Source organism: Ruegeria sp. BC6 (genome assembly GCF_056539185.1).
Map to the genome: position 1 here is coordinate 18,327 of NZ_JBQFUM010000003.1, position 25,358 is coordinate 43,684.

At 61.2% G+C, this 25,358-nt stretch carries 22 protein-coding genes and 1 tRNA gene; 7 read left to right on the top strand and 16 right to left on the bottom strand.

Going from position 1 to position 25,358, the window contains the following annotated elements:
* Positions 1-139: 139 nt before the first annotated feature.
* On the top strand, positions 140-2,059 hold the full coding sequence (locus ACR0MM_RS10625; RefSeq protein WP_480696040.1) for a DUF3604 domain-containing protein: 1,920 nt from the start codon (positions 140-142) through the stop codon (positions 2,057-2,059).
* A 52-nt stretch (positions 2,060-2,111) separates the two neighbouring features.
* Here the strand turns inward: ACR0MM_RS10625 and ACR0MM_RS10630 are convergent, their stop codons facing one another.
* The 4 genes from ACR0MM_RS10630 to ACR0MM_RS10645 form a co-directional block, all read right to left on the bottom strand.
* Positions 2,112-2,534 (bottom strand): hypothetical protein, encoded by a 423-nt coding sequence (locus ACR0MM_RS10630; protein WP_170340791.1) that lies wholly within the window; start codon positions 2,532-2,534, stop codon positions 2,112-2,114.
* Between the two features lie 487 nt (positions 2,535-3,021).
* Positions 3,022-4,044 carry an aspartate-semialdehyde dehydrogenase gene (locus tag ACR0MM_RS10635; protein WP_170340798.1) on the bottom strand — a complete coding sequence of 341 codons (1,023 nt, stop codon included), beginning with the start codon at positions 4,042-4,044 and terminating at the stop codon, positions 3,022-3,024.
* A 103-nt stretch (positions 4,045-4,147) separates the two neighbouring features.
* On the bottom strand, positions 4,148-5,179 hold the full coding sequence (locus tag ACR0MM_RS10640; protein WP_170340800.1) for a glycosyltransferase family 4 protein: 1,032 nt from the start codon (positions 5,177-5,179) through the stop codon (positions 4,148-4,150).
* Positions 5,180-5,199: 20 nt separating this feature from the next.
* Positions 5,200-6,372 (bottom strand): MFS transporter, encoded by a 1,173-nt coding sequence (locus tag ACR0MM_RS10645; RefSeq protein WP_480696507.1) that lies wholly within the window; start codon positions 6,370-6,372, stop codon positions 5,200-5,202.
* A 136-nt stretch (positions 6,373-6,508) separates the two neighbouring features.
* Between ACR0MM_RS10645 and ACR0MM_RS10650 the strand changes: the two genes are divergently transcribed.
* Entirely contained in the window at positions 6,509-7,651 is a 1,143-nt protein-coding gene (locus ACR0MM_RS10650; RefSeq protein WP_480696042.1) for a DUF3095 domain-containing protein, read from the top strand.
* A gap of 7 nt (positions 7,652-7,658) precedes the next feature.
* On the opposite strand, the gene ACR0MM_RS10655 is transcribed toward ACR0MM_RS10650, so the two are convergent.
* Positions 7,659-8,426: an HpcH/HpaI aldolase family protein gene (locus ACR0MM_RS10655; protein WP_480696044.1), complete on the bottom strand. Its 768-nt coding sequence runs from the start codon at positions 8,424-8,426 to the stop codon at positions 7,659-7,661.
* The gene (locus ACR0MM_RS10660) at positions 8,426-9,859 is read right to left on the bottom strand and encodes a pyridoxal phosphate-dependent decarboxylase family protein (protein ID WP_480696046.1); all 1,434 of its coding nucleotides are present in this window, start codon (positions 9,857-9,859) and stop codon (positions 8,426-8,428) included. Before ACR0MM_RS10660 ends, ACR0MM_RS10655 begins: the two co-directional genes overlap by 1 nt.
* A 776-nt stretch (positions 9,860-10,635) precedes the next feature.
* On the opposite strand from ACR0MM_RS10660, the gene ACR0MM_RS10665 reads away from it, so the two are divergent.
* Positions 10,636-11,334 carry a fumarylacetoacetate hydrolase family protein gene (locus ACR0MM_RS10665; RefSeq protein ID WP_170391336.1) on the top strand — a complete coding sequence of 233 codons (699 nt, stop codon included), beginning with the start codon at positions 10,636-10,638 and terminating at the stop codon, positions 11,332-11,334.
* Positions 11,335-11,359: 25 nt separating this feature from the next.
* Here the strand turns inward: ACR0MM_RS10665 and ACR0MM_RS10670 are convergent, their stop codons facing one another.
* Both ACR0MM_RS10670 and ACR0MM_RS10675 read right to left on the bottom strand, forming a co-directional pair.
* Positions 11,360-12,604 (bottom strand): winged helix-turn-helix domain-containing protein, encoded by a 1,245-nt coding sequence (locus ACR0MM_RS10670; protein WP_480696048.1) that lies wholly within the window; start codon positions 12,602-12,604, stop codon positions 11,360-11,362.
* The gene (locus ACR0MM_RS10675) at positions 12,579-13,604 is read right to left on the bottom strand and encodes a LacI family DNA-binding transcriptional regulator (RefSeq protein WP_480696050.1); all 1,026 of its coding nucleotides are present in this window, start codon (positions 13,602-13,604) and stop codon (positions 12,579-12,581) included. Before ACR0MM_RS10675 ends, ACR0MM_RS10670 begins: the two co-directional genes overlap by 26 nt.
* A gap of 114 nt (positions 13,605-13,718) precedes the next feature.
* Here ACR0MM_RS10675 and ACR0MM_RS10680 point away from each other — a divergent pair.
* Positions 13,719-13,795: transfer RNA gene (locus ACR0MM_RS10680), tRNA-Arg, on the top strand.
* A 586-nt stretch (positions 13,796-14,381) separates the two neighbouring features.
* Here the strand turns inward: ACR0MM_RS10680 and ACR0MM_RS10685 are convergent.
* Together ACR0MM_RS10685 and ACR0MM_RS10690 are read right to left on the bottom strand one after the other, a co-directional pair.
* Entirely contained in the window at positions 14,382-15,767 is a 1,386-nt protein-coding gene (locus ACR0MM_RS10685) for a peptidase M16 family protein (protein WP_480696052.1), read from the bottom strand.
* A 1-nt stretch (position 15,768) separates the two neighbouring features.
* Positions 15,769-17,058: a M16 family metallopeptidase gene (locus ACR0MM_RS10690; protein ID WP_480696054.1), complete on the bottom strand. Its 1,290-nt coding sequence runs from the start codon at positions 17,056-17,058 to the stop codon at positions 15,769-15,771.
* 316 nt (positions 17,059-17,374) lie between these two features.
* On the opposite strand from ACR0MM_RS10690, the gene ACR0MM_RS10695 reads away from it, so the two are divergent.
* Positions 17,375-18,700 carry a sensor histidine kinase gene (locus ACR0MM_RS10695; RefSeq protein ID WP_480696056.1) on the top strand — a complete coding sequence of 442 codons (1,326 nt, stop codon included), beginning with the start codon at positions 17,375-17,377 and terminating at the stop codon, positions 18,698-18,700.
* Positions 18,697-19,353 carry a response regulator gene (locus tag ACR0MM_RS10700; protein ID WP_093963999.1) on the top strand — a complete coding sequence of 219 codons (657 nt, stop codon included), beginning with the start codon at positions 18,697-18,699 and terminating at the stop codon, positions 19,351-19,353. The genes ACR0MM_RS10695 and ACR0MM_RS10700 overlap by 4 nt, the downstream gene beginning before the upstream one ends.
* A 61-nt stretch (positions 19,354-19,414) precedes the next feature.
* Here the strand turns inward: ACR0MM_RS10700 and ACR0MM_RS10705 are convergent, their stop codons facing one another.
* From ACR0MM_RS10705 to ACR0MM_RS10715, 3 genes are all read right to left on the bottom strand, one after another.
* Positions 19,415-20,143 carry a hypothetical protein gene (locus ACR0MM_RS10705; protein ID WP_480696058.1) on the bottom strand — a complete coding sequence of 243 codons (729 nt, stop codon included), beginning with the start codon at positions 20,141-20,143 and terminating at the stop codon, positions 19,415-19,417.
* 201 nt (positions 20,144-20,344) lie between these two features.
* Positions 20,345-21,253 carry a c-type cytochrome gene (locus ACR0MM_RS10710; RefSeq protein WP_170438986.1) on the bottom strand — a complete coding sequence of 303 codons (909 nt, stop codon included), beginning with the start codon at positions 21,251-21,253 and terminating at the stop codon, positions 20,345-20,347.
* Between the two features lie 13 nt (positions 21,254-21,266).
* Positions 21,267-21,734, bottom strand: coding sequence for a c-type cytochrome (locus ACR0MM_RS10715; protein WP_170370342.1), 468 nt, complete (start codon positions 21,732-21,734; stop codon positions 21,267-21,269).
* An 86-nt stretch (positions 21,735-21,820) separates the two neighbouring features.
* Between ACR0MM_RS10715 and ACR0MM_RS10720 the strand changes: the two genes are divergently transcribed.
* Positions 21,821-22,666, top strand: coding sequence for a LysR family transcriptional regulator (locus tag ACR0MM_RS10720; protein WP_480696061.1), 846 nt, complete (start codon positions 21,821-21,823; stop codon positions 22,664-22,666).
* 2 nt (positions 22,667-22,668) lie between these two features.
* On the opposite strand, the gene urtE is transcribed toward ACR0MM_RS10720, so the two are convergent.
* Genes urtE through urtC form a run of 3 tightly spaced genes read right to left on the bottom strand, consistent with a single transcriptional unit; the run spans position 22,669 to position 25,356 of the window.
* Entirely contained in the window at positions 22,669-23,376 is a 708-nt protein-coding gene (urtE, locus tag ACR0MM_RS10725) for an urea ABC transporter ATP-binding subunit UrtE (RefSeq protein WP_170340825.1), read from the bottom strand.
* Positions 23,366-24,106, bottom strand: a complete 741-nt coding sequence (gene urtD / locus ACR0MM_RS10730; RefSeq protein WP_480696063.1) for an urea ABC transporter ATP-binding protein UrtD — start codon at positions 24,104-24,106, stop codon at positions 23,366-23,368. Before urtD ends, urtE begins: the two co-directional genes overlap by 11 nt.
* Positions 24,103-25,356, bottom strand: a complete 1,254-nt coding sequence (gene urtC, locus ACR0MM_RS10735; RefSeq protein ID WP_437342538.1) for an urea ABC transporter permease subunit UrtC — start codon at positions 25,354-25,356, stop codon at positions 24,103-24,105. The genes urtD and urtC overlap by 4 nt, the downstream gene beginning before the upstream one ends.
* Positions 25,357-25,358: the final 2 nt, after the last annotated feature.

A 25,358-nucleotide genomic window follows, 5' to 3' on the forward strand; every position in this document is an offset into this window, starting at 1 on the left:
CCGCCTGCGCGCTGAACCACTGCAGCGCGAGGTCCGGGTTGTGTCGATAGTAAATTTTATTCGAATATCCAAATCCGTGATAGGCTGCCGTCGTTTCCGGAACCAACCGAATGGAAATGACACACCTGGGAGGGATTTCATGACCAAGTCTTTCGCAATCGTTTCACAACGTCCTTTGTGGACGTTGGCCTGTCTGGCCGCGCTGACCGCCACATCCGTGTCCGCGCAGGAGTTCCAGACCGAGCAGGACAGCACGGACGTCGTATTGGCGCCTGATGATTTCTCACCCTATGCGGGCCGGAACTTTCCCCAACGGCCGCTGTGGGGAGACTCGCATCTGCATACTTCGGTTTCGGTTGACGCCGGCACGATGACCCGGCTGACCCAGGAACAGGCGTTTCGCTTTGCCCGCGGCGAAGAGGTCACGACAACCCATGGCCTTCGGGCCAAGCTTTCCCGTCCGCTCGATTGGCTGGTCGTCTCGGACCATGCCGAGATGTATGGGCTGATGCCGCAACTGCTGGCCGGAGACGCCGAGGTTCTGGCGACACCCCAGGGCAAGGCCTGGTACGAGGCGCTGACGGCGGGTGACAGCCAGCTTGCGTTTGACACTGCAATGGAGATCGTCGCCTCGTTGTCGGATGACGTCCCGCCCATCGACAACCCGAAGGCCATCAAGCATGCGTGGGAGGCGTACACGGCCCTTGCCGACAGCTTCAACGAGCCGGGAGTCTTTTCAGCCATCATCGGCTATGAATACACCACCGAGGGCGCCAACAACCTGCACCGGAACGTGTTGTTCCGCGATGGGCGCGACCGGGCCAACCAGACCCGCCCGTTCTCGCAATATGACAGCAAGAACCCCGAGGACCTGTGGGCCTTTCTGGCCGAATACGAGGAACGGACAGGTGGCGAGGTCCTGGCCATCGCGCATAACGGCAACCTGTCGAACGGGCGGATGTTCTCTCTGAACGCCTATGATGGATCCGCACTGACCCAGGAGATCGCAAGCCTACGCGCCCGGTTCGAGCCGCTGTACGAACCGACGCAGATCAAGGGCGACGGTGAGGCGCATCCGTTCCTCAGCCCCGATGACGAGTTCGCAGATTTCGACACATGGGACGCGGCCAATCTGAACGGAACCGAGTTGAAGCAACCCGAGATGCTGGCCGGTGAATACGCGCGCGAGGCGTTGAAGCGCGGGCTCAAGATCGAACAGGAGCTGGGTGTGAACCCGTTCAAGTTCGGGATGGTCGGCGCGACGGATTCGCATACCGGTATGGCAACGGCCCAGGAAGACAACTTTTTCGGCAAACATTCCGGTGTCGAGCCCGGGCCGAACCGTTGGGAACACCTGGTAATCGAAGCACCCGATCCAGAGCTGTCGATCTATGGCTGGAAACAGGCCGCTGGTGGACTGGGTGCGGTCTGGGCGACGGAAAACACCCGCGAGGCGATCTTTGACGCGATGCAGCGCAGGGAGACCTACGCGACCACGGGGTCGCGTATGGGGGTTCGGTTTTTCGGCGGCTATGACTTCACCGATGAGGATGCGGCAAGCCGTGTTCCTGCGGATGCCGGCTACAAAAAAGGCGTACCGATGGGGGGCAACCTGCAGGCGTCTCCCGATGGGCGGGCTCCGAACTTCCTTGTTTTTGCATTGAAGGACCCGATTTCCGGCAACCTGGATCGCATCCAGATCGTCAAGGGCTGGGTCGATGCTGACGGGGCCTTGCAGGAGAAAGTTTACAACGTCGTCTGGGCCGGCGATCGCCAGCTGGACGAGGACGGCAAGCTGCCCGAAGTCGGCAACACCGTCGATGTCGAAAACGCCACCTGGACCAACACGATTGGGGCAAGTGAGTTGATCACCACGTGGCAGGATCCGGATTTCGACCCCAACCTGTCTGCGTTCTACTATGCCCGTGTGATCGAGATCCCGACCCCCCGCTGGACCGCCTACGAGGCCAAACGGTTCGGGATCGAGATGCCGGAATATGTTCCGATGATCACGACCGAACGGGCCTATACGTCGCCGATCTGGTACACCCCGGGATAAACGGTCGTTCCGTGAAGCGAAGCCCCGCCTCGCGCAGGCGGGGCGGTCTTGTTCATTCGGCTGGGTTGGGGTTGCCGGCCACCGGCCTGCGGTTGTCCGCGTCTGTCGCTCCGAAACCGTGACGCAGCAGGATGAACACGAACAGGACCATGGTCAGAACAGCCAGAAGCGATCCGATCTGGGCAAGGGTTTCGCCCCTTTCGGTGATTGCCAGCACGATTCCGGGAACGAGCACCAGCACCGTTGCCACGGACAGCCCATAGTGGAGTTTCGCCAGACCGCTGCGCGCCGCCTCGGGGGTCAGAGCGTAGTAGAATCCGAACACTGCCAGCGCAACGAACCCGATCAGGTTCAGGTGGCCATGTGCCGGGGACAGCGTGTGATCATGGCTGGCCGACATCTGGATACCCCACAACATGCCCAAAACGGCAAATATTGCTGCGGTGGTCAGAAAAAAGATGGGCAATCTGGTCATAACGGTCTCCTTTGAATATTCGATGAGCCGCACGGGGCGATGAAAACTGGGTTTGCCGGAAAAAGGTGTGTTCTGACGCGGGCATCCGAACCACGCTGCCCAACCTGGCCCGAACCGTCTGTCAGTGCGGCGTCGAGCACCGAAGGCCAGAAAAACATCGGCCTAGTCAGCGGTTCCAGAGCACGTGGGATCGCGCGGTGTCGAACCCCGGTTCCTGCGACAGGTCAGGCTCTGTTTGGTCAATCATGGCTCGTTTCCCCTCGGCTGAGATTGAAACGAAGGCGCCTTCAATGGGCGGAAAAATACCAGCAGCTGTGAAATATGAAAAATTGATTATGTGAATAATAGCTATTCACCTGGCGAATTTACTTTTGCTTGGGCAGAACCTGCGGTGATACCCGGCGCGCCTTCCTTCTCGCATTGCCAAAAATGAAAAAACCCCGCAGCCCATGCCGCGAGGTTTTAAGGCTTCAGTCTGGTCCGGCTATCAGCCCTTCTTCAGGACCTCGCGGCCCAGCAGCTCGGCGATTTGCACTGCATTCAGGGCCGCGCCTTTGCGCAGGTTGTCCGAGACACACCACAGGTTCAGGCCGTTTTCCACGGTCGAGTCCTGACGGATCCGGCTGATGAAGGTGGCGAAATCGCCGACGCATTCAACCGGCGTGACATAGCCACCGGCCTCGCGCTTGTCGATCACCATCACGCCCGGAGCTTCGCGCAGGATGTCACGGGCCTCGTCCTCGTCCAGGAATTCCTCGAACTCGATGTTCACCGATTCCGAATGTCCGACAAAAACCGGCACCCGCACACAGGTCGCGGTGACCTTGATCGACGGGTCGACGATCTTCTTGGTCTCGACGACCATCTTCCACTCTTCCTTGGTCGAGCCGTCTTCCATGAAGACGTCGATATGCGGAATGACGTTGAAGGCGATCTGCTTCTGGAATTTCTTCGGGGCGACCTCGTTGATCGGGTTGTAGACGGCCTTGGTCTGATCCCACAGCTCGTCCATGCCTTCCTTGCCGGCGCCCGACACCGACTGATAGGTCGAGACCACGACGCGCTTGATCTTGGCGCGGTCATGCAGCGGCTTCAGCGCCACTACCATCTGCGCGGTCGAGCAGTTGGGGTTGGCGATGATGTTTTTGTTCTTGTAGTCGTGGATCGCCTGCGGGTTGCACTCGGGCACGATCAGCGGGATCTCGGGGTCGTAGCGATAGAGCGACGAGTTGTCGATCACCACGCAGCCGGCCGCTGCCGCTTTGGGGGCGTAATCCTTGGTCGCGGCGGACCCCACGGCGAACAGCGCCATGTCCCAGCCGGTGAAATCGAAAGTGTCCAGATCCTGGGTCTTGAGTGTCTTGTCGCCAAAGCTGACTTCGGTGCCCAGCGAACGACGGCTTGCCAGAACGGCAATTTCGTCCACGGGGAACTGGCGTTCAGCCAGGATGTTCAGCATTTCGCGGCCCACGTTACCTGTGGCGCCGACGACAACGACGCGATAGCCCATGTCTAGTCTCCTGAATTAAGGACGCGCGTTCATAGCCGCGTTGCAGAAAATAAAAAAGGGCCTTCGCGGCGGAATTGACCGAATGACGCAGTTTTGCGGCGACTCAGGCCTTCAGCAACTGCTGATAGAGCGCAACAAGGGCCTGCGCCTCGCCGTTGATGTCGAAATTCCGTTCCACATGGGCGCGGGCGGCCCGGCCTGCGCGGGCCAGGGAATCACGGTCAGCCAGCATCTCGGCCGCGGCCGCGGCCAGCGCCGGAATGTCGCCCGGAGGCACCACCCGACCCAGCGTCGGGTCGGTCACGATCTCGGAGAATGCGCCCACATCGGTGGCCACCACCGGCACACCGCAGGCCATCGCTTCGAGGGGGGTCAGTCCGAACCCCTCCCAGCGTTGGGGGGCGATGAACAGATCCAGCACCTGGTACCATTGGGCAATCTTGTCCACGGTGACCTCGGGCTTGAACAGGATGCGGTCGGACAGGCCGGCTTGGGCCACCTTGTCCTTCAGTTCGGTCAGGAAAGCGCTGTGTTTCTCGGTCGCGCGGCCCATGACGATGCCATGTACGTCGGGGACCTGCCCGCACAGGTCGATCATCGCATCGACGAAGGCGTCGGTGCCTTTCTGGTGGCGGATGCGGCCGTAGCAGCCCAGCAGCAGCCCGTCGGGCAGGCCCATTTGCGTCCGCAGCCCCGCCTTGTCGGCGGGTGGCGTGAAATCCTGCAGGTTGATGCCGTGCATGATCACCTGCGCGTCGCGCTCGAGGTATCCGGCCGTCTTGCGCGAGGTCGCCACCACCGCGTCCATCTTGCCGATCAGCCACTTGGTATAGCCCGTGTGCGCCCGCTGCGAGGCGCTGGTGAACAGCAGTTTCAGCCGCAGCCGCAGCAGGTCGCGCAGGATCAGGCCCAGCAGCATCTCGGTGTTGCGGCGGGCGTGCCAGACCCGCAGCGTCTTGCGCGACAGAAAGGGCAGGCGGCCCAGCGGGATGTGCGGGATATCCGAAGGCAGGCCCGGGCCGGTGGCGGCAATGTCGATCCACTGTGCCTGCAACGGCACCAGCCGCGCGATCGTGGCGGTCACGCCGGACAGGCGGCGTTTGAGGTTTGGGGCAATAACAACGGGGTCGTTCACGGCGCGCGCTCCTGCGGGTCTCACTCCATGCTGTCACGGCTGAACAGGTAGATCACGCAGCCGATCGTCAGCGTGACGGCAAAGAAGGCGAATATCGCTGTGTAGGGTGCGGTTGGCCCCATGTCCACCGTCGCCGCATGGACGCGGCCGGTGGCGAATTGCGCCAGCCCCACGCCGCCGATCCCAAACAGGTTCAGCAGGGTCACGCCGCGCCCCACCAGATGCGCCGGGATGAAGGCGCGCCCATGCGCCATGATCACCGGGAAGGATGCCCCCAGAAACCCGATCAGCGCCATCAGTAGAACCGACAGCCAGACGGCCTCGGCGACCCACAGCCCCAGCAGCCCCAGCCCCAGCACCGCCAGCGCGTTGCCGCCGAAGATCACCCATTTTCGGGTGTTCAGCAGCCGGTCCAGCGGCCCATAGGCAAAGGTGCCCGCGATCATCGCGGCGCCCATGACCAGCGTGGCCTGCCCGATCTGGGTGGCGCTTAGCCCGAACACGTCCAGCAGATAGGGGCCGGCCCACAACCCCCGCAGCGCGGCCGAGGGTGCATAGGCCACCAGCATCAACGGCAAAATCGCCCACAGCGCAGGTTCGCGCAGCAGGTCCAGAACCGACCCTTTCTGCTCGGACACCACCCGCGCGGGGTCTTTGACCGTGACCCAGATGCCCACTGCCACGGCGCCTGAGATCGCGGCCAGCCCCGCCAGAGTCGCGCGCCAGCCCATCAACTCGACCGCCAGCGCCGTGGGGTACGAGGCCACGAGGTTGCCGACCGACCCCACGCCCAGCATAACAGCGGCCAGGGTAGCGAACTTCGCGGGCGGGTATTCGCGGGCAAAGATGAAATACGAGGCCATCAGAACCGGCGAACATCCGACCCCGATCAACGCCATCGCCACCGCCACATGCAGGGGCGTCGCGGCCAGCGCGAACACCGCGGCCCCACCCGCGCCGCCGATCAGTAGCAGAACCGCCGCCGTCTGCCGGGGGCCAACCCGGTCCAGCGCCCAGCCCACCGGGATCTGCATCGCCGCAAAGACCAGAAACCACAGACCCGAGGCCCAGGCCAGATCTTCGGGCGTGGCGCCGATGTCTCGCGCCAGATCGGCAGTCAGAACCGCAAGGAACGCGCGGAAGAACTGGCTGAGGACATAGGCCAGACACAAGATCACCAAACCTGCCTGCATGTCGGTCTCCTTGCCGTCCGCCTTGGTGGGATGCTTGGCACGTCCCGATGCCATGCACAAGCGCGTGTGATATGTTGCAGTATCGGGAAACGCCCCCGCACTACGCTATCATTGCGGCAAGCAAACGGGAGGGACAATGAAGACCGCCGATATCGGATTCTACGACCGCGTACCCATTACACGCGACTTTCTTGCGCTGTCGGATCCGGAACAATTCACCCCGGTCCCGGATGACTGGATCGTGGGCGTCGCCGATATCGTGGACTCGACCGGCGAAATCGCGCGTGGTCGCTACAAGACGGTGAACATGGTGGGCGCGGCGGTGATCTCAGGCATGATCAACGCGCTGCGCGGGCGGGTTTTTCCCTATGTTTTTGGTGGCGACGGCGCCGGATTTGCCATCCCGAAGGACGATGTCGACATGGCGCGCGACACCTTGGCGGCGCTGCGCAGCTGGGCGAAAACCGAGTTCGGCATCGCGCTGCGTGCGGCTTTAGTTCCTGTGTCCGACCTGCGCGCGGAGGGGCTCGACTTGCGGGTGGCGCGCTATGCGCCGTCCTCGGGGGTGGATTACGCCATGTTCACCGGTGGCGGACTGGCCTGGGCCGAGGCGCAGATGAAGGCTGGCCGGTACGAGGTTCCGCCCGCCGGGTCCGACGCACAGCCCGACCTGAAGGGACTGTCCTGCCGCTGGTCCAACAGCCCTGCGCGGCATGGGCAGATCGTGTCACTTGTCATCCAGCCCACTGCGCAGGCGACAGAACGCGATTTTGCTGATCTGGCGCAATCAGTTCTGTCCGCATCCGAGGCTCTGGAGCGCGCGGGCCATCCCGTGCCGGCCGGCGGCCCTCCGATCAAGTGGCCACCTCCGGGGCTTGAACTGGATGCCCATGTCTCGCGCGCTGGACGCAATCTGGCCGTGCGCAAGGCCGCGCTGCTTGTGCAGAACCTGCTGATCTGGCTGCTGTTCAAATCGGGCAAGCGACTGGGCGAGTTTGAGCCGGGCCACTACAAGAACATGGTCAGCCGAAATGCGGATTTCCGCAAATTTGATGACGGGTTGAAGATGACGCTGGATTGCGACGACGAGACCCTGTCGCGCATCGCCCGGACCCTTGAGGATGCGCGCGGACGCGGAAAAATCAGATACGGCATCCATTCCCAGCAAGAGGCGATGATGACCTGCTTCGTGCCCGCCGCCACGCGCGACGATCACGTACATTTCGTAGATGGTGCATCGGGCGGCTATGCGCAGGCCGCCGCCGCAATGCAGGGATGATCCGCCCTCAGTGACGCCATTTCGCGGCCAGCCCGCGGGCGGCCTGAGCCAGCAGCATGACATCGATACCGACCGCCAGGAACTGCGCGCCCATGTCCCGATACGCTTGAACCGCTTCATCATTGGTGCCCAGAATACCCGGCGCCTTGCCTGCCGCCCGGATCCGCTTCAAAGCATCGGCGATGGCGGTGCGGACCTTTGGCACCGTGCTGTCGCCTTTGTAACCCATGTCGGTGGACAGATCGGCCGGGCCGATGAAAACGCCATCCACGCCCTCGACCTGAAGGATTTCGTCCAGCGCGGCCATGCCCGCAAGGTTTTCCACCTGAACCAGCAAACAGATTTCGGGGTCGGCCGTGGCCACGTAATCGGGGATGGTGCCGTACATTGTCGCCCGTGTTGCGGCGGCCCCGACACCCCGCACACCTTTGGGCGGGTACTGGCAGGCCCGAACCAGCTCGCGCGCCTGATCCGCGCTTTCGACCATCGGTACCAGAATGGTCTGGGCGCCGGCGTCCAGCACGGTCTTGATCATCCAGGTCTCGCCGATGGGCAGCCGCACCACCGGGTGCGAGGGGCTGTTGGCCAGCGCAATCAGCTGATCGCGGATCGAACGGATGTCATTCGGCGCATGTTCGCCATCGATCACCAGCCAGTCGAAACCGGCGGTTCCCATGATTTCCGCGGTGATGGCTTCGGCAAAGCTCATCCAGCAGCCGATCTGCATTTCGCCCTGTGTCAGAGCCTGTTTGAACGGGTTTTTGGGGGCGGGCATCAGCGGTCCTCCTGCGGGGGTGTGGGCAAGGTGCGGGCGATTTCGGTGATCACGTCAAAGGCCATCCGGACGTCCTCCTCGGTGGTTTCGAACTGGCCAGCCTGAAAGCGGATGACGATGTCGCCATCGACTCGGGTCTGGGTCAGATAGATGCGCCCGTCATCGTTGATGGCGTTCACCAGCCGCAGATTCAGGTGGTCCAGATCCGCGGCTCCGGGTGGCTCATATCGGAAGGTCCACAGGGACCACATGGGCGGGGTGGCGATCCGGAAATCCGGCTCGGCCGCCAGCCGATCATGCAGGTCGCGCGACCAGTTGACGTGGTTGCGCAGCCGCGCGCGCAAGCCTTCCAGCCCGTAGGCGCGGATCACGAACCACAGTTTCAGCGCCCGGAACCGACGGCCCAGCGGCACCGACCATTCCGAGTAGTTGACGATCCCGTCCTGACCATGGGTTTTCAGATATTCGGGGCTGATCGCCAGCGTCTGCACCAGATCGTCGGGGTTTTTCAGGAAATGCGCGCAGCAGTCGAACTGAACCCCCAACCATTTATGCGGGTTGAACACGATACTGTCGGCCTGGTCGATCCCCGGCCAATAGTGGCGGTATTCGGGGCAGATCATCGCCGACCCGGCCCAGGCCGCATCCACATGCGTGTACAGCCCGTATTTCTGCGCGACTTTCAGACACTCATCCACGGGATCGGTCGCGCCGGTTCCGGTGCCGCCGACGCACAGGATCACCCCCGCGGGGTGAAGGCCGGCGTCCAGATCGGCCCGGATCGCGGCCTCGAGCGCTGCCGGGTCCATGCCGCGCCAGTCACCCTTGATCGGGACGCGCACCAGGTTGTCCTGCCCGATCCCGGCCACCCAGATGGCGCGGTCGACCGATGTGTGTACCTCGGACGAGCAATAGACACGCAAGGGTGTCTGTCCAAACAGGCCCTGACGGTTGCCCTGCCAGTTCAGCGCCTTTTCCCGCATGGTCAGAACGGCCGCCAGCGTGGCCGATGAGGCTGAATCCTGGATCACACCGGCAAAGCCTTCGGGCAGGTCAAGTGCCTGCCGCAGCCAGTCCATCATCCGGGTTTCCATCTCGGTCGCCGCGGGCGAGGTCTGCCACAGCATGCATTGCGGCGCGATCGCGCTGGCCAGAAACTCGGCCAGTACCGAGGGCGCCGAGGCGTTCGAGTTGAAATAGGCGAAGAAGCGCGGATGCTGCCAGTGGGTGATGCCCGGCATCACGATCCGTTCGAAGTCTTGAAAAATCCCTTCTATCGGTTCGCCTTGCTCCGGCGCCGTCGCGGTAAGCGCGTTCAGCACCTCGCCGGGCTCGGTCCGGGCGCGCACCGGGTGCTGGCCGACGGTTTGGTGATAATGCTGCGTCCACTCGGAAATGCGTTTGCCCCATTCCGAGAATTCATCCCATCTCATCTGCCTTGCCTTCCGCCTTCGCATCTTTCGCGGGCAAGTGATGGCGATGCAGGCGAGCAGGTCAATCAAATTCCGGACGACGAGGGCGCTGTGAGGTGTGACCGTGGCGGCCGGTCGATCCAAATTCAGGCTCTAATAGGGAAAATCGCACCAGCTGTGCGGATCGGAGAACCCCGCCGGAGAAACTAGGGGTCGACTCCGGCGGGGTGGCCAGACGGTGTCTGAAGTTATTTGCCTGGCCCGGGACCGAAGAATCCCTGTGTTGAAGGGTTCCGGCCCTGAATCGGAGAATGTGAGGTGCCCAAATTGCACCCCGACAGCGCAGCCCAAGCACCCAGGGGGATGAGGCCAGAGCGGCGATTCTCCGAAACCGTAATTTTTCCTTGGTATTCGTGACGGTGGCACGCTGATGAACAAAGCTTGATTGGCTGGGCGCGCCGACCGTCTGAAAGAAAATCTAGCGCACCTGACCGCGAAACCAAGTCGCAATAAGGGAACGCGGCCCGTGGGCCTGTTGCGCTGCCTTCGAATATCTGCCCGATATGTCCATTCATGATGCGCGGCCTGTGCGGTTTATTAAACAGGGCGGTCCCAAGTTTCCCTAGAATAAAGACGGATAGTCTGCGCGGATGAAACGGGCTTGCGCCCAGGTCTGCGCCCTTGGCAACTTCGCGCCGAAACGTACAGGCGGGCCGGCAATAATCGGCGTGTTTGCCGGGTTGAACGGCGGTGTGTCTCGTTTAGTCTGCGCGGCAATGTGAAGGAAAGGATGCAACATGGCCAAATCTCTGTTTTCCCTGCCGGATGTGGTGCAGATACCAGTAGTTGGAGAGGCCAACACCTATCCGGTGGGGCGCATCTTTTGCGTCGGACGGAACTATGCCGCCCATGCGGCCGAGATGGGAAACGAAGTCGACCGTGAAGCGCCGTTCTATTTCACCAAGTCCCCGCAGAACGCCATTCTGACCGGGCAGACCGTGCCTTACCCGCCGGGCACCGAGAATTATCACCACGAAATGGAACTGGCTCTGGCCATCGGTCGCCCGGTGTTTCAGGCGACGTCGCAGCAGGCTTGGGATGCCGTGTTCGGATATTGCTGCGCATTGGACATGACCCGGCGCGACCTGCAGATCCGCGAACGCAACAAGCAGCGCCCCTGGGACTTGGGCAAGGATGTGGAAAATGGCGCGGTGTTCGCGCCGCTGACCCGCGCCGCCGATTGGGGTCCGACCGATGACACCCGCATCCATCTGAGCGTCAACGGTACGGTCCGGCAGGACGCCACCCTGTCCGAACTGATCTGGAAGATCGACGAGATCGTCATGCACCTGTCCCGGTTCTATCACCTGCGGCCCGGCGACCTGATCCTGACCGGAACGCCTGCCGGTGTCGGCCCGGTCGTCGCCGGAGACGTGCTGACCGGCGGTATCGACGGGTTGGACTCCATCCGCCTGACCCTCGGACCGGCGGAATAGACCCTAAGAAGGGATTGTCGGCTGCTCAAACAGGCGCGTGCAGCCAGTCTGCGTCAAAGGCGACCCGATCCAGCCCGGCAAAACGGCGCACCCGGTCCAACTCGGCCTCGAGCCGCCGGGTGCGGGCGTCCGACCATCTGACCCCACGCTCGGGCCACAGGGCGCGGACCCGCAAGGTGCCTTCGTCGCGATGGGCCTTAATGTCGATCCGTCCGATCAGACGGTCTTTTTCGAGCAGCGGAAAGACGTAGTACCCATAGGTGCGCTTAGCCTCGGGCACGAAGACCTCGATCCGATAGTGGAAGCCGAACAGGCGCTGGGCGCGGTTTCGGTCGCGCAGCATCGGGTCGAACGGGCTGAGCACACGGATCCGCCCCGGCGCGGGGGCAGGGTCGGCAGCTTGGTCCGCCAAACCGGGCCGCGCAAACACGCGGCGCATTCGACCATCAGCGCATTCCACTTCGATTTCCTGCAAATCCCCCCGTGTCAGAGCCTGTTTGCACCACTCTTTCGCCTCGGCAGCGGTGACAGTGTCCCAAAAGGCGGCCAGTTCGCCCGAGGTGGCAAAGCCCAACCGGTCGAGCGCCGCGTTGCACAGCCAGTCCACCGTCTCCTGATGGTCGCACTCCATCACGCCGGGGCACAGATGGGTATCGATCACACGCTCGGTCAGGTCGTATTGCTTTTGAAACCCGCGACGCCCCACCACCGTCAGCGCGCCCGAGCGCCACAGGTATTCCAGCGCCGTTTTCGAGGGGTGCCAATCCCACCAGCCGCCCGAGCCCTTTTTCTCATCCTGTCCCACATCGGCCGAGCACACCGGGCCGTGGTCGCGGATGTGTTGCAGCACGGTTTCGAACTGCTGTTCGAACCCGTCGCGCCGCCAGTTGCGCCAGCGGGCCCGCAGCATCTCGGCGTCGCGCTGGAAGCGCAGGTGCCAATGCGGGTAGAACGCCATCGGGATCACGGCGGCGTCGTGGGTCCAGTGTTCGAACAGGCCGCGGTCGCGCTCGTACAGGCGCTTTAGGTCGTTCGGCCGATAAGACGGGCGGCGCGAGAACAGGATCATGTCATGGGCGCGCGCCACGGTGTTGATGCTGTCGAGCTGCACGAAACCCAGCCGGTGGATCAGATGCAGCAGATCGGGCCCTTTGGCCGGACCTGCGGGCAGTTCCGCCAGCGCATGACGATCCATGAACAACGCACGGGCGGTTCGGTTGTCGAGTTTTTGCAGCTTGCCCCGGTCAGCGCCGCTTGAGCGTGTCGCCATAGCTGATCTTGGGGGTCAAAGTGATGCGAGTTTCGATCTCGGTATTCGGGTCGGCCAGTTGGGCGGCGATGATTTCTGCGGCCTTGCGACCGATTTCCAGTCGGCAGGCGTCCATGGTGGCCAGCTTGCGCGGCAGACCCTGGAGCAGTTCGACGTTGTTGAATCCCGCAAGGCCGATCTGTCCGGGCACGTCGATACCCTGCTCAAGCAGGTACAGCAGCCCGCCCGCGCCGATCATGTCGTTGGAATAATACAGGAAGTCCAACTCCGGGGAGCGTTCTAGCATGGCTTTGGTCATCTCGCGCCCCTTGGCCAGGGCCGAACCGCCGGAATAGAACTCTCGGTCCTCGATCTCGATCCCGTGCTTGCCCAGAATTTCGGTGAAGCCCTCGAACCGTTTACGCGCGCGGTGGTCCAGCGGCATCTTGGTCCCCATGAAACCGATATGCTGGTACCCGGCCTTAAGGATCGCCTGCGCCATCTCGCGCCCGGCCCGGCGGTGCGAAATGCCCACCATCGCGTCCACAGGCTTGCCGTCCGTATCCATGATCTCGACCACCGGAATGCCCGCCGAATCCAGCATGGCCCGCGCGGCCTCGGTGTGTTCCAGCCCGGCGATGATCACGCCTGACGGACGCCACGAGAGCATCTCGTACAGGACCTTTTCCTCTTTTTCAGGCAGATAGTCGGTGACGCCGACCACGGGCTGCAGCTCGGTATCCTCAAGCACCTGGTTGATGCCGGTCAGCACCTCGGGGAAGACCATGTTCGACAGCGACGGGATGATCACCGCCACCAGGTTCACCCGGCTCGAGGCCAGTGCGCCGGCGATCTTGTTGGGTACGTATCCCAGCTCTTTCGCGGCGGCCAGAACCCGGGTGCGGGTCGCGTCCGACACATCGCCCCGATTGCGCAGGACCCGGCTGACCGTCATTTCCGACACACCGGACGCTTCTGAGACATCACGGAGGGTAAGCGGGCGTTTCGTTTCTGTTGTCACCGGGGATACCTGCATTGTTGTTTCCCCGATGCTAGCGCGAACAGGGCAATCTGTTCAACTGTTGTGCAAAGGTCATGACAAGTCGAAAAAACCCGGCTACAGAAGGCGCCGCGCGGCCCCGTGGCTCAACTGGATAGAGCAGCCCCCTCCTAAGGGGCAGGTTGCAGGTTCGAATCCTGCCGGGGTCGCCAGCAACTCAGCGCGAGTCGGGTTTAGGGTTCGGTTTCACAGCTCAACCGCGATGGCGCGCTTACTTCGTACAAGCTGTCCTAGCGATCCTGTTTGCCGTGCATACACTTCTTTTGGTGCAGTCGCCCTGAGAGTTTCTGCCTCTCTCAAATCTGCATTCTGGTGCGGATTTGGACCAACCTCGGCTCGTCGTACACTTGGTATTCCCCGTGCATTGCGCGCCACCGCAGGTTTTCGGCTGCCATTTTCGGTAGGAATCGTATGAGCGCCACCCCTCTGGGCATGCTCCGCCCACGAACGCGCAAGCGGTCTTTCCCTTGATCGTGACTGTTTTTCCTCCCGCGCTATTGCACTCTGCTGCCGTTGGGGCCGCACTTCCGGGAAGTGGCGATACCAACACCAAACACAGACCAACCAAAGATAGTATCTCAAGAACACGCATTGCGTTCTCCTTGCTGCGCGACAGGCAAAACCAAGCTTACGTGACCGACGGACAATACCAAAGGGCCAATCCCACGGTACCCTCGAGACGATGTATCGCGGGGATCATCTGCTCTTTGAAGCACCGCAGCAATGGTCCGCGGACAGTCAGTATTCCGCGTTTGACAGCTTAGTCAGGCAATGGCTGATCGGTGCGCCTTTGGGAAGGGCACAATACCCGTCCGACCGCATGTCGGCCGACGGGGAAACACCTCCTCCGATCAAGATCACCAGGAACTCCTCAATCGGGGGCAACAGCGTATCGGCGTTCTCAATCGTCTCTTCGGTCGAGACTGTCTGGAATGCCTCAAACAGTGGAAGGGTGATTTCGCCTTCTACGCCGTCGGGATGTTCGTCCAGAAACTGGCGCGCGCCCCAGTCAGGGTCTGTGAAGAATCTTTGATAGTAGGTGCGGTCCAACCGATCCTTCTGGATTTCCAGACTTTCCGGGACAACGCCCCCGTCGCGGACGCCCTGATAGATTTCCATGATCTTGCCGTGGACCTCGGGCCATGCGCTGGCTTCGACGGTCGCGCTCAGCGCGATCACGGCCTTGTTCTTGCCCACGACCACAAAGTCCGAACGTGGATCGTACGATGCACGCATGGACTGGCGGATGACCCGAAACATCTCCGAGCCCTGATTGGCGCCGATGTAGTCAACAAGAAGGTTCGAGCCAAGCTGGTCCTGTGCATTCGAAAACGTCTTTGCATTGGCAAGCAGGATCAACATTTCGGATGCGTCGGGGTCGGCGAGATGCACGATACCTTTGGGCAGGGCAAAGGGCGCCCCGTTCGCGCCTGTCCACCCTTCGGCCCATTTGCTCAGGGCGCGCCCCAGCCGGAACCGCGCGCCCGGCAGCGAATTGATCAATCGGACGGTGCGGCGCGTTACCTCTTCGTCCTTTGATCTGAGGACGACCTGATCTGGTCGCCCGAACTGAAAGTCGGTTTCAACGGTTTCTTCGTCCGTGGCGGCAGGGTCGAATTCCAGATAATTGGTAATCTCGTTCAACACATCCGACGGCTGTGTGGTTCTGGTCGAGATGACTGGGCGAAACGCCTCAAGCTCTCGTGCATACCAGTCTGGTGTGTATCGGGGTTCGAGCAATACGTTCTCGAGGTGCACCAGGACTTCCGGGAAGACGTCGCTTGGCGCCGAGACGGTGAGCGTTAGGTTCTTGCCGCTTCTGCCGATTTTCTGTTCGACACCTTTCAGCTTCAGAAACGAACTGACTTCGTAGGACGAGCGGGTCGAGGTCCCGCCTGTCACAACGCTCGCAATGGCGGCGGACATGGCGGCAGTGCGGTCCAGCGTCGGGTGGCCAATCGTCCAAACCAGGGTCAGCGCGGACGTGCCGTTCTCAAGCGGAGAGAGCTCGACCAGTTTCGTTTCGCCTGCAGTCGCAATCAGTTCTGCTTCTGCCCGCTCACCCTGCAGCAAGGTAACCGCCACAAAGAGAATTGTGAGAAGCCAGCCGTTGAAAACGCTCATGTCAGTCAGCTTTCTCTGCAAGAACGAAAGATGTCGCCGAGGGCTGCAAGACTTTTTCCGCAAAATCGATAACTTCCTGATCTGTGGTGTTGCTCAGTGTTTCGGCAAAGACCGACGGGCTGATGGGCGGGAATCCGTCCGCGGCGACGTTCTGCAGAAACCACAGAAAGGCCGAAGGACGGCGGGCCATGTTCTGAGACCAGACCACCTCCTTTTGACGGAGCTCATGAATTTCGTATTTGCTGATCGGCTCGTCCAGCAAGCCAGCCAAGGTCTCGGTCAGCAGATCCTTGGCTTCATCCACGCTGAAGCCAGGCATGAGTTGCAGGTCGATCACCAGTTCAACATCGGCATTCTTCGCAAAATACCAGTTGACGCCATGGTTGAGTATCCGCGTGTCCTCGTGGCGTAGGACCTTGGCGATCCGTTCGTTCAGGATCCCGCTTGCGATGAAGAACGCGCCTTGCATGTCGATGCTCGTGGAGCGGTCTTCGAACTCCACGAATTTTGCGAACAGCACGGTGTCGCGTTGCAACCGATCCGACTGCAGGCGCACGACGGACTGTTTCCCGGGATCCGGCTTATGATCCAACCACGGTTTTTTCGGAGCGTCAGATGGTTCGGTATCGCCAAACACCTGCGCCACCAGTTCTTCGGCCCGGGCGGGATCAATGTTTCCGGAGACGATCAACGTCACGTTGGACGGGACATAGTGTTCCTTGTGAAACTGATAGGCCTTCTCGAGGCTCAGCTTGGGCAGATCCTCGACGGTGTTGTCTGCCCGGCCGCGCAAGGTGCCGTAGAGGTTTTGAAGTGCCATTCGGCTGAGCCAGCGAAACGGATATTGCCGTTCACGCAGCAAGGTTTCCCGCTGGACGATAGCGACTTCGCTCTCCGCAAATTGCCTGGATACGGATGGCGTGTCCAGAACGGCCCGGGAAAGCCGCAACAACATCTCCGCCTCGGATGGCAGCCCGGAATTCGTGTACACGGTCGCGACATTGTGCGTGGTGGCGTAGATGTCGCGTTCGCGCGGTTTTCTGAGAATGGTGGCGTCGGCCGAGAACGCGGCGAGATGCTCGGTCAGATGGGCTGTGCCGGACGGGTCCGGGTCGTCATAAGACCCCGAAAGAACAATCAACTGAACATCCACGCGGTCGAAGGTGTCCACTGGAACCACATATGCCGCGTGCAGCCCGCCCTTCTGGGCAAGCGGAATGATGCTCTGAGCCTGAGCGGATCCGGAAAAAACCAATAAGATGACCGACAAGAAAAATACGGCGGCGCGCATCAAAATCCTTTGAACTATTTGATTTTCGCTGAAACGCCGGTCAACCGACGCTCAACCAAAGGGGTACGGTTGTGTCAATGCTTGCGGGGCGCGGGGTGTTTTTCAAGTCGAAAAAGGCATTGCAAATCGGGGAGTGTTTCTGAGGCTGCGGGCGGCGCTTGCTGGGGCGAACATCTGGATCACGTCAGACCAAGGTCTGTGGTGCGATTTTTGATTGTGGGTCATAGTCGGGGCCAAGATGAGGACGAAAGTTGCTGAGCTGACGATTGGGAATTGGTCGTTGTCGCGAGTTTTTCTTGCGGCAAGCATCCTTGTGATGGGATCTGCAACCGCGATCGTCGGAGTATGGGTTTCAAATCGAATCCAGAACGCGGTTGTGCAGAACTCGGCCAATTCGGCGGCGCTGTATATGGAAAGCATCGTCTCACCTCTCAGCCAGGAACTGGCTTTGGGTGACCGCCTGTCCGAACAGGCGAGGCGGGCGCTGGACGAGATATTCATGACCCAGCCGATGCGCGATCGTATCGTATCATACAAGTTCTGGAAGCAGGGCGGTGTGGTCGTACACGCCTCGGACACAAGCATCATCGGTAACCGTTTCGAGCCGACGGGCGACCTTCAGCGCGCCTGGATCGGCGAAATCTCGGGCTCGTTCGAGGAACTGGATCACGATGAAAGCGCTGCCGAAGCGGCCTTGGGGATACCGCTGCTCGAGGTCTACAGCCCCATTCGTGAACTGTGGTCCGGTGAAATCATTGCCGTGGCCGAGTTCTATGAAAGGGCCGATCAATTGGAGATGGATCTGGCAAAAGCCAGGCGCACAAGCTGGTTGGTGGTCGGTTCCGCCTTTCTGGCAAGCACGGTTGTCCTTTTTTGCATCGTTGCGATCGGGGACAACACCATCCGGCGGCAGGCGCGGCTATTGAAGAAACGGCTGGCAGAAAGCGAAAGGATGGCTGCGCAGAATGCGATGCTGCGGTCGCGGGTGGTCGAGGCCTCGGGCCGGTATGCCGCGCAGACGGACCGGTTTCTGAAGAAACTCGGCGCCGAACTTCATGACGGCCCGGCGCAGTACCTTTCACTTGCCGCCCTTCGGTTGGAGGCCGCGTTTTCGGACAGATCCCCAAAACCCAAGGAAGCCGAAGAAATCCAGCAGTCGCTGCAGAAGTCCTTGACCGAAATTCGCGCGCTGTCCCGCGGACTGTCCGCACCCGATATCGACAACCTGACCTTGGTGGATGTCGTAAAAAGAGCGGTCGAGGACCATGCGGAGCACAGCCCGTTGCGGCCTGAAATCTCGTTTCGTGGCAGTGACATGCCGGATTTGTCGGTGTCTGACAAACTGTGCGTTTTTCGCTTTCTTCAGGAAACACTCTCGAATACCGCGCGATATGCTCCGCAGTCCCGCTGCAGCGTCACCTGCCATGTTCGCGACGATTGCATTGTCATTCAGGTCAAGGACGATGGACCCGGCTTTGATCCTTTGGACGGCACTGTTCTGCGCGATGATGGCGGCCAGGGGCTGCTGGGGCTGCGCGATCGGGTCGAAAGCATCGGCGGCAGGTTTCAGGTCTCGTCCAGTCCCGGTCAGGGCACCACCGTCGAAATGACCCTGTTTCCCAACAAAACGAGCTCACCATGACCAAGACACTTGTCATAGCAGATGATCATCCGATTTTCCGGGATGGGCTGCGGCGGACCTTGGATGAGGCAGAAGGGTTCGAAGTTCTCGCGGCCGGATCCAGCGCCGACGAAGCGGTTGCGCTTGTCGCTCAGCACCAGCCCGACATCGCAATTCTCGATCTCTCGATGCCCGGCGGTGGGATCAACGCGACACGCCGGATCGCAGCAATGGAAAAACCGCCCTGCATCGCGATTCTGACGGTTTCGGAGAACAGCAGCGATGTTGCCGATGCACTCGAGGCCGGAGCGATTGGGTATATTGTCAAAGGCGTAACCGCGAGCGAACTGACCGCCTCCCTGCGCAGCATCGCCGCGGGGGAGGGGTTCGTTTCGCCGGGGCTGGCTTCGCGGGTACTGCTTCAGATCAACAACGACGCAAGCCCTGCGAACAGCAGCGATGTCCTGGATGATCTCACGCATCGCGAAGAGGAGATACTCAGGCGCGTGGCTAAGGGTTTGAGCAATCGCGAGATCGCCGTGGAACTGGATCTTCAGGAAAAGACCGTGAAACACTATATGACGGCGATCCTGTCCAAGCTGCACGCGCGGAACCGGGTCGAGGCCGCGCTTATCGCGCACGACGCGTGGGGCAAGAAAAACAAGCCCGCATAGCCTGTGAACGCCGAAACGGCCTCTCCGACCGAGAGACCGTCCGGGAAATTCGCGCTGTTCGTCAGTTCGCGACCGATTGCAGCCTCCGGATGTCTGCGGCCGTGGCTGTTCTTTCCACAACGGTCCGGTTGAAGGGGTCTTTCAGCTCGTAGCGCCCGAGCTCGATCTCTTCTTTCCAGCCGTTGGCGTAGTTGACTTCGATGTTGTTGCCTTGACGTTCGATCTTTGTGGGGCGGCTTCCGGCCGTACCACCTTGCCCGGATGCGCTTACATTCTTGATCGAAATGCCGTTCGCCAGGGAACGAAGCCTTGAGATATCGGCACCTGTGGCTGGCCGTTCCTCAACGGTCCGATTCTGAGCATTCTTTCTCTCGTATCTGCCGTTTTCGATTTCTTCCTTTGTTCCGTCCGCATAGCGAACTTCGATCCCGTTCGCAGTTGTCTCGACCTTGGTTATGCCGGCCGACCCGGTCGCGGCGCTTCCGGATTGCGACGATCCCTTTTTGCTGCCGCTGCGACTTGATCGATCGTCGTCATCGTCGTCGTCATCATCCCGATCATCATCGTCGTCGTCATCCCGGTCGTCGTCATCATCGTCCCGATCGTCATCGTCATCATCGTCGTCCCGACCGCTGCCACTTTTGCCTTTGCCGCTTTTGGCAAACGCGTAAGCGGGCTCAAGCTGTAAGCCGCCCTCGGTGCTGAACTTGGGAGTGTATGGCGCCGCCGAAATCAACGTCGCCAGTGCCACAGTGCTGAGAAGTTGTCCCAGTTTCCGGTTCGCAATCATTTCAGCCTCCTTTGCTGTTCGACAAATGTCTGGTTGTCGAAGGGAGGCTAAAGCGGGTTGGATCCGTCCACATCGGGCTTAGGTCTGACGAATTTCCAACCAAACGTCCGAAGGGGGAAGCGAAAAGGCACAAGGTGCCAAGATCACGTCGACTGGCGAACCGCCAAGGCTCGTAGGTTGCCGGGGGATGTGGGCGTCGGCTCAGTCTGTTGTGGCGTCGTTGGCCGGTACCGGAACAACCTTGAGATATGCGGCAATCGCCAACCGGTCCTCATCGGACAGACGGGAAGTGTTCTCGATGACCTCGGCCATCTCTCCGCCGGCGCTGTCATAGTCCGGAGTGAAACCGGACTTCAGATATTCGGCGATGTCGGCTTCGGACCAATCCAGGTGGTTGGTGGTCAGGCCGGGGATGCGCCCTTTTCCGCTGGGATTTGGCGCACCCGTCAGCCATTGATCCCGGCTCAAGCCGCCAAGGCCATCTCTGGGCGTGTGGCACTCGGCGCAATGGCCCAAGGCTTCGACTAGGTAGCGTCCGCGCTGCTGCTGCACATCAAGATTACCGTCCACCACCCACCCTGGTTCAAGGTAGAGAAGCTTCCAGCCGCCCAAGCTTCGCCGGATGTTGAAGGGGAAACCGACCTCGTGCGCTCTGCTTTCCTGCGAGGCGGCCGGCAGGGTGCCGAGGAATGCGCGCAGCGACACGACGTCCTCCGGCGTCATGTTCGTATAGGTCGTGTAAGGGAAGGCCGGGTAATAGTGTTGCCCGTCCGGCCCGGTTCCGTAGATCAGGGCATCCGCCAGTTCCAGCGCCGACCATGACCCAATCCCGGCTTCTGGGTCGCTGGATATGTTCGGAGCTATGAACGTACCGAAATCTGTCTCGAACCGGCGTCCGCCCGCCAGCACCAGCTTTTCCTCACCCTCGGAGTTCGGCGCTGAATGGCACGAGGCGCATCCGGCCGCAAAGAACACGGTCTCGCCCCTGACAAGATCAGGGGCAATACCGTCCAACTCGGCCGGATCGACGTGTTGCGGTCGGGTCAGAACCAGACCGGTCAGCCCGGCCACGACCGCGACGCCCGCGGCAATCGACAGAAGCCGCCGCACCGTCAGGGCCTTGTCAGTTCTTTGGGGCTCTGTATGCCTTGTGACATGCCGAACAGGCTCCACCCAATGGTCCCATCGCTGCTTTCAGCGCTTCGACATCTTGCCCGGCGGCGGCCTGCATCGCAACCGCGGCTTCAGCCATTGCCTGACCCTTGGCGCTGACATCCGGGAAGTTCTCCCAGATCGCCGGAAGCGCCCGAGAAGATGGGTCGGAGACATTGTCGGACCCGGCTGGCCACATGGCCGACTGATCGATCTGCGTCACGGCAACCAGGTTGTTGGCCGCGCGCGTTGCGGCCTCGGCGTTGTATTCCACTTCGCCTTTGGCCATGCCGCCAAGCGTGCCCAGATTGAACGCATACAGCTGCATGACGGCCTTCCGCGCCTTGACGGCCGGGTTTTCGCTTTCCTGGGCTACGGCCGTGCCAATAACGGCCACAGAAATCAAACTCGCCGCAAGGATTGAGAATTTCTTGATCATGGTATCTCTCCCACATGAATGTGCCGAATGGTAGCTTGATCGAAATTTCTTGTAATTGTTTATTTCTCTGCGTTTCTTGTTAACTTATGAACAATCAAAACTGGGATGACATCCGATACGCCCTCGCCGTCAGCCGGCACGGCTCGTTGAACGCAGCGGCCACAGCGCTGGGCGTGACCCATGCAACGGTGCTGCGCAGGGTGGCCGCGTTTGAACGACGCCATGGGTGCGTGATCTTCCAAAAGAACCCGTCGGGCTACAGCGCGCTGCCCGAGGCCAGGGCCATTCTTTCGGCCATGGAAAATGTCGAGGACGCGGTGCTTTCGGTCGAACGGGCAATCGTGGGCGCGGACCGTTCGCCGACCGGGCGGGTGCGGATTGCCTCGACCGACAGCCTTTGCCAGCTTGTACTGCCCGGGATACTGAACCGCATTTCTGCCCTTTATCCGGGTCTGGAGCTGAGTCTGCTGAGCGGGAACAATCACCATGACCTGTCGCGGCTGACCGCGGACATTGCCGTGCGTCCATCAATCCGCCTGGGCGAAGACTTGGTGGGCGAGCGCGCTGGCGCGTTGGCCTTCGGGGTCTACGACGATGGGTCCTCCTACCGAAAATGGATGCGTTTGGATGGGGCGCTGAGCGGTTCGGTCCCGGCCAGATGGATGGCCGAACATGTGCGGGATGAAGACACCACCATCGGCGCGGACAGTTTCCTTGTGCTCCAGCAGATGGCTGCGACAGGCGTCGGCAAGGCGTTTCTGCCGACGTTCATCGGTGATGCGGACCCGCGGTTGCGGCGGGCGCCGGACATGGATCCGGAAATCGAGGTTCCTCTGTGGGTAGCCACGCTTGAAGAGATTGCGCGGACGCCGCGGTTTGCCGTCGTGCAGCGGGCCTTGGTGGAATACCTGCCCGAAGCACTGGGCCGGTAAGGTCAAACCGAAACGGCCGCCCTGAGCTGCTGCTGGCCAAGTTCGGATTTTGACCCTTTGAGGAATGGCGACCCGCGTTCCAGCACCAGAAAACTGTCGCCCAGGGAATACGCGAAATCAAAATACTGCTCGACCAGGACAATCGCCATCTCACCTTGATCGCGCAGCAGGCGGATGACTTCGCCGATCTGCTTGATGATGTTGGGCTGGATGCCCTCGGTTGGTTCATCCAGCAAAAGCAGCCTGGGTTTCGTGATCAAGGCCCGCGCAATTGCGAGCTGCTGCTGCTGACCGCCTGACAGATCACCACCGCGCCGCGACAGGAACTCTTTGAGAATCGGGAACAGTTCGAAGATGTAGTCAGGTATCCTGTGTTCGCTGCGGGGCAGGCAGGCAAAACCGGTTTCCAGGTTCTCGCGGACCGTCAGAAACGGAAAGATTTCTCGTCCTTGCGGAACATAGGCCACACCTTTTCGAGCCAGCTCATAGGATGTGGCCTTGCCGATCTGCTCGCCGCCAAGCCGGTATTCACCGCCGCTGCGGGGGTGCGTTCCGGAGATGGCTTTCAACAGGCTGGTCTTGCCGACGCCGTTGGTGCCCATCACGCAGGTGACCTGACCCTGACGCGCGGTGATGTCGATCCCGCTCAGGATCTGGCTGCCGCCGTAGTGCAGGGACAGGTCCGAGATTTCCAGAAGCTCAGCGGCCAAGATACACCTCAATCACTTTGTCATTATTGGTGACGTGGTCCAGCGACCCTTCGGCCAGAACCGACCCCTCGTGAAGCACCGTGACCTTGCAGTTCAGGCGGCGGACGAACTCCATGTCATGTTCAACCACCACCACGGCGCGGGATTTTGCGGCCGCGACAAGAATGTCAGTCGTGTGCTCGCGCTCGGCGGGGGTCATTCCGGCGGCCGGCTCATCGACCAGCAGCAACTGCGGATCCTGCGCCAGCAGCATGCCGATCTCAAGCCACTGCTTCTGGCCGTGGCTCAACTCACCCGCCTTGCGGTTCAAGGCATTCTGCAGTCCGATTTCCTCTGCCAGGTCAGCGACCTTCTGATGATCCGACTGTCCGGCCCGAAACCGCAGGACCGCCAGCGGGCCGCGTTTGTTCCTGAGGGCCAGCATCAGGTTCTCGCGAACGCTCTGGTCCTCGAAGACGGTGGGGCGCTGGAACTTTCGGCCGATGCCGGCCTGGGCAATCTGGCTTTCGCTCATCGACAGGAGCGACACGGATTTGTCACCCCACAGGACATGGCCGTCATCCGGTTTGGTCTTGCCGGTAATGATGTCCATGAACGTCGTCTTGCCCGCCCCGTTCGGGCCGATGACCGCGCGCATTTCGGCTGGGCCAATCTGGAATGTCAGGTTGTTGATGGCTTTGAATCCGTCGAAGGTTACGGACACGCCGGAGACTTCAAGCAACGTGCTCATTCGTCGGCCTCCTTTTCGCGCAGCGACCCAAGGTCCGGCCCCAGATCGGCGCCGTGGCGATCCGGGGCGCGCCGCTCGGCAAACCTGTCGATCAGGCCGCCGATGCCCCGAGGCGCAAACAATGTGACCGCGACAAATGACAGCCCAAGCAGGATGGTCCACCAGTCGACCCATTGGATCGTATAGAACCCCAGCGAGATGTCGGGGGCCTGACCACCCGTGAACCAGGTGGACAGCAGAGAAACGAATGCCGCGCCGATCACCGCTCCGTACAGACGCCCCCGTCCGCCGATCGCCACCCAGACGGCCAGGTAGATTGATGCAATGGGCGCGATCTCGGCTGGATTGATGATGCCGGCTTGGGGGTAATACAGAGCACCCGCGATGCCGCAGATCACGGCGGTAAAAGTGAAGATGAACAGCTTGTAGGCTTCGACCGAATATCCAAGGAACCGAACCCGGCTTTCGTCGTCTCGGATGGCGCGAATGACCGATCCGAACTTGCCGGACACCATCCAGGCACAGACCAGATAGCCCAGCCCCAGCGCGAGGGCCGACGCCCAGAAGAACAGGATCGAAACCGTCGATTGCGGCACCGAATCCAGACCCGGCAAATTCTGCAGACCCGACAGGCCGTTGTTCCCGCGCAGCCCGCTGTCGTTCTGAAACAGGTACAGCGACAACGCCAGCGTCATCGCCTGTGTCAGGATCGACAGGTAGACCCCGGTCACGCGGCTGCGGAAGGCCAGCCACCCGAACACAAGGGCCAGCAAGCCGGGTACCAGTACGACCGCAGCCAGTTGCAAGGGCAGCGAATGCGCAACAGCCCAGATCGGTGGGAACTCGGATGCGCCGACGACACCGAAGATCTGGGTGGCGATGCCGTCAGAAATTTCCTGGGCCGTTGGTGGCAAGGCCGAGGACGCGAGGCTTTCGATCACTATGATCTCGGTCCGCGCGTACATCAGCCACATGCCGATGGCGTATCCGCCGATACCGAAGAAGGCCATATGCCCTAGGGACAGGATGCCCGTGTAGCCCCACACCAGGTCCATCGCCAGGGCCGCAAGGCACAGGCAGAGGGTCTTGCCCAATGTCTTGACGAAGCTGGTGGATATCAGGCCGATCCCGAACCCTTCGCCCAGCACTGTTATGGTCGCCGTGAACAGCGCCAGAATGATCAAGAAGATCGCGACCGAGGGATAGCGCAGCACAAATGGCTTTCGCATCGGGCCGGCTGTGGATGTCATGT

Excerpts from the sequence above, each read along its gene's own strand:
- ACR0MM_RS10625 (WP_480696040.1), top strand. The coding sequence starts at position 140 with ATGACCAAGTCTTTCGCAATCGTTTCACAACGTCCTTTGTGGACGTTG.
- ACR0MM_RS10630 (WP_170340791.1), bottom strand. The coding sequence starts at position 2,534 with ATGACCAGATTGCCCATCTTTTTTCTGACCACCGCAGCAATATTTGCC.
- ACR0MM_RS10635 (WP_170340798.1), bottom strand. The coding sequence starts at position 4,044 with ATGGGCTATCGCGTCGTTGTCGTCGGCGCCACAGGTAACGTGGGCCGC.
- ACR0MM_RS10645 (WP_480696507.1), bottom strand. The coding sequence starts at position 6,372 with ATGCAGGCAGGTTTGGTGATCTTGTGTCTGGCCTATGTCCTCAGCCAG.
- ACR0MM_RS10650 (WP_480696042.1), top strand. The coding sequence starts at position 6,509 with ATGAAGACCGCCGATATCGGATTCTACGACCGCGTACCCATTACACGC.
- ACR0MM_RS10655 (WP_480696044.1), bottom strand. The coding sequence starts at position 8,426 with ATGCCCGCCCCCAAAAACCCGTTCAAACAGGCTCTGACACAGGGCGAA.
- ACR0MM_RS10660 (WP_480696046.1), bottom strand. The coding sequence starts at position 9,859 with ATGAGATGGGATGAATTCTCGGAATGGGGCAAACGCATTTCCGAGTGG.
- ACR0MM_RS10665 (WP_170391336.1), top strand. The coding sequence starts at position 10,636 with ATGGCCAAATCTCTGTTTTCCCTGCCGGATGTGGTGCAGATACCAGTA.
- ACR0MM_RS10670 (WP_480696048.1), bottom strand. The coding sequence starts at position 12,604 with ATGGCGACACGCTCAAGCGGCGCTGACCGGGGCAAGCTGCAAAAACTC.
- ACR0MM_RS10685 (WP_480696052.1), bottom strand. The coding sequence starts at position 15,767 with ATGAGCGTTTTCAACGGCTGGCTTCTCACAATTCTCTTTGTGGCGGTT.
- ACR0MM_RS10690 (WP_480696054.1), bottom strand. The coding sequence starts at position 17,058 with ATGCGCGCCGCCGTATTTTTCTTGTCGGTCATCTTATTGGTTTTTTCC.
- ACR0MM_RS10695 (WP_480696056.1), top strand. The coding sequence starts at position 17,375 with ATGGGATCTGCAACCGCGATCGTCGGAGTATGGGTTTCAAATCGAATC.
- ACR0MM_RS10700 (WP_093963999.1), top strand. The coding sequence starts at position 18,697 with ATGACCAAGACACTTGTCATAGCAGATGATCATCCGATTTTCCGGGAT.
- ACR0MM_RS10705 (WP_480696058.1), bottom strand. The coding sequence starts at position 20,143 with ATGATTGCGAACCGGAAACTGGGACAACTTCTCAGCACTGTGGCACTG.
- ACR0MM_RS10715 (WP_170370342.1), bottom strand. The coding sequence starts at position 21,734 with ATGATCAAGAAATTCTCAATCCTTGCGGCGAGTTTGATTTCTGTGGCC.
- ACR0MM_RS10720 (WP_480696061.1), top strand. The coding sequence starts at position 21,821 with ATGAACAATCAAAACTGGGATGACATCCGATACGCCCTCGCCGTCAGC.
- urtD (WP_480696063.1), bottom strand. The coding sequence starts at position 24,106 with ATGAGCACGTTGCTTGAAGTCTCCGGCGTGTCCGTAACCTTCGACGGA.
- urtC (WP_437342538.1), bottom strand. The coding sequence starts at position 25,356 with ATGACATCCACAGCCGGCCCGATGCGAAAGCCATTTGTGCTGCGCTAT.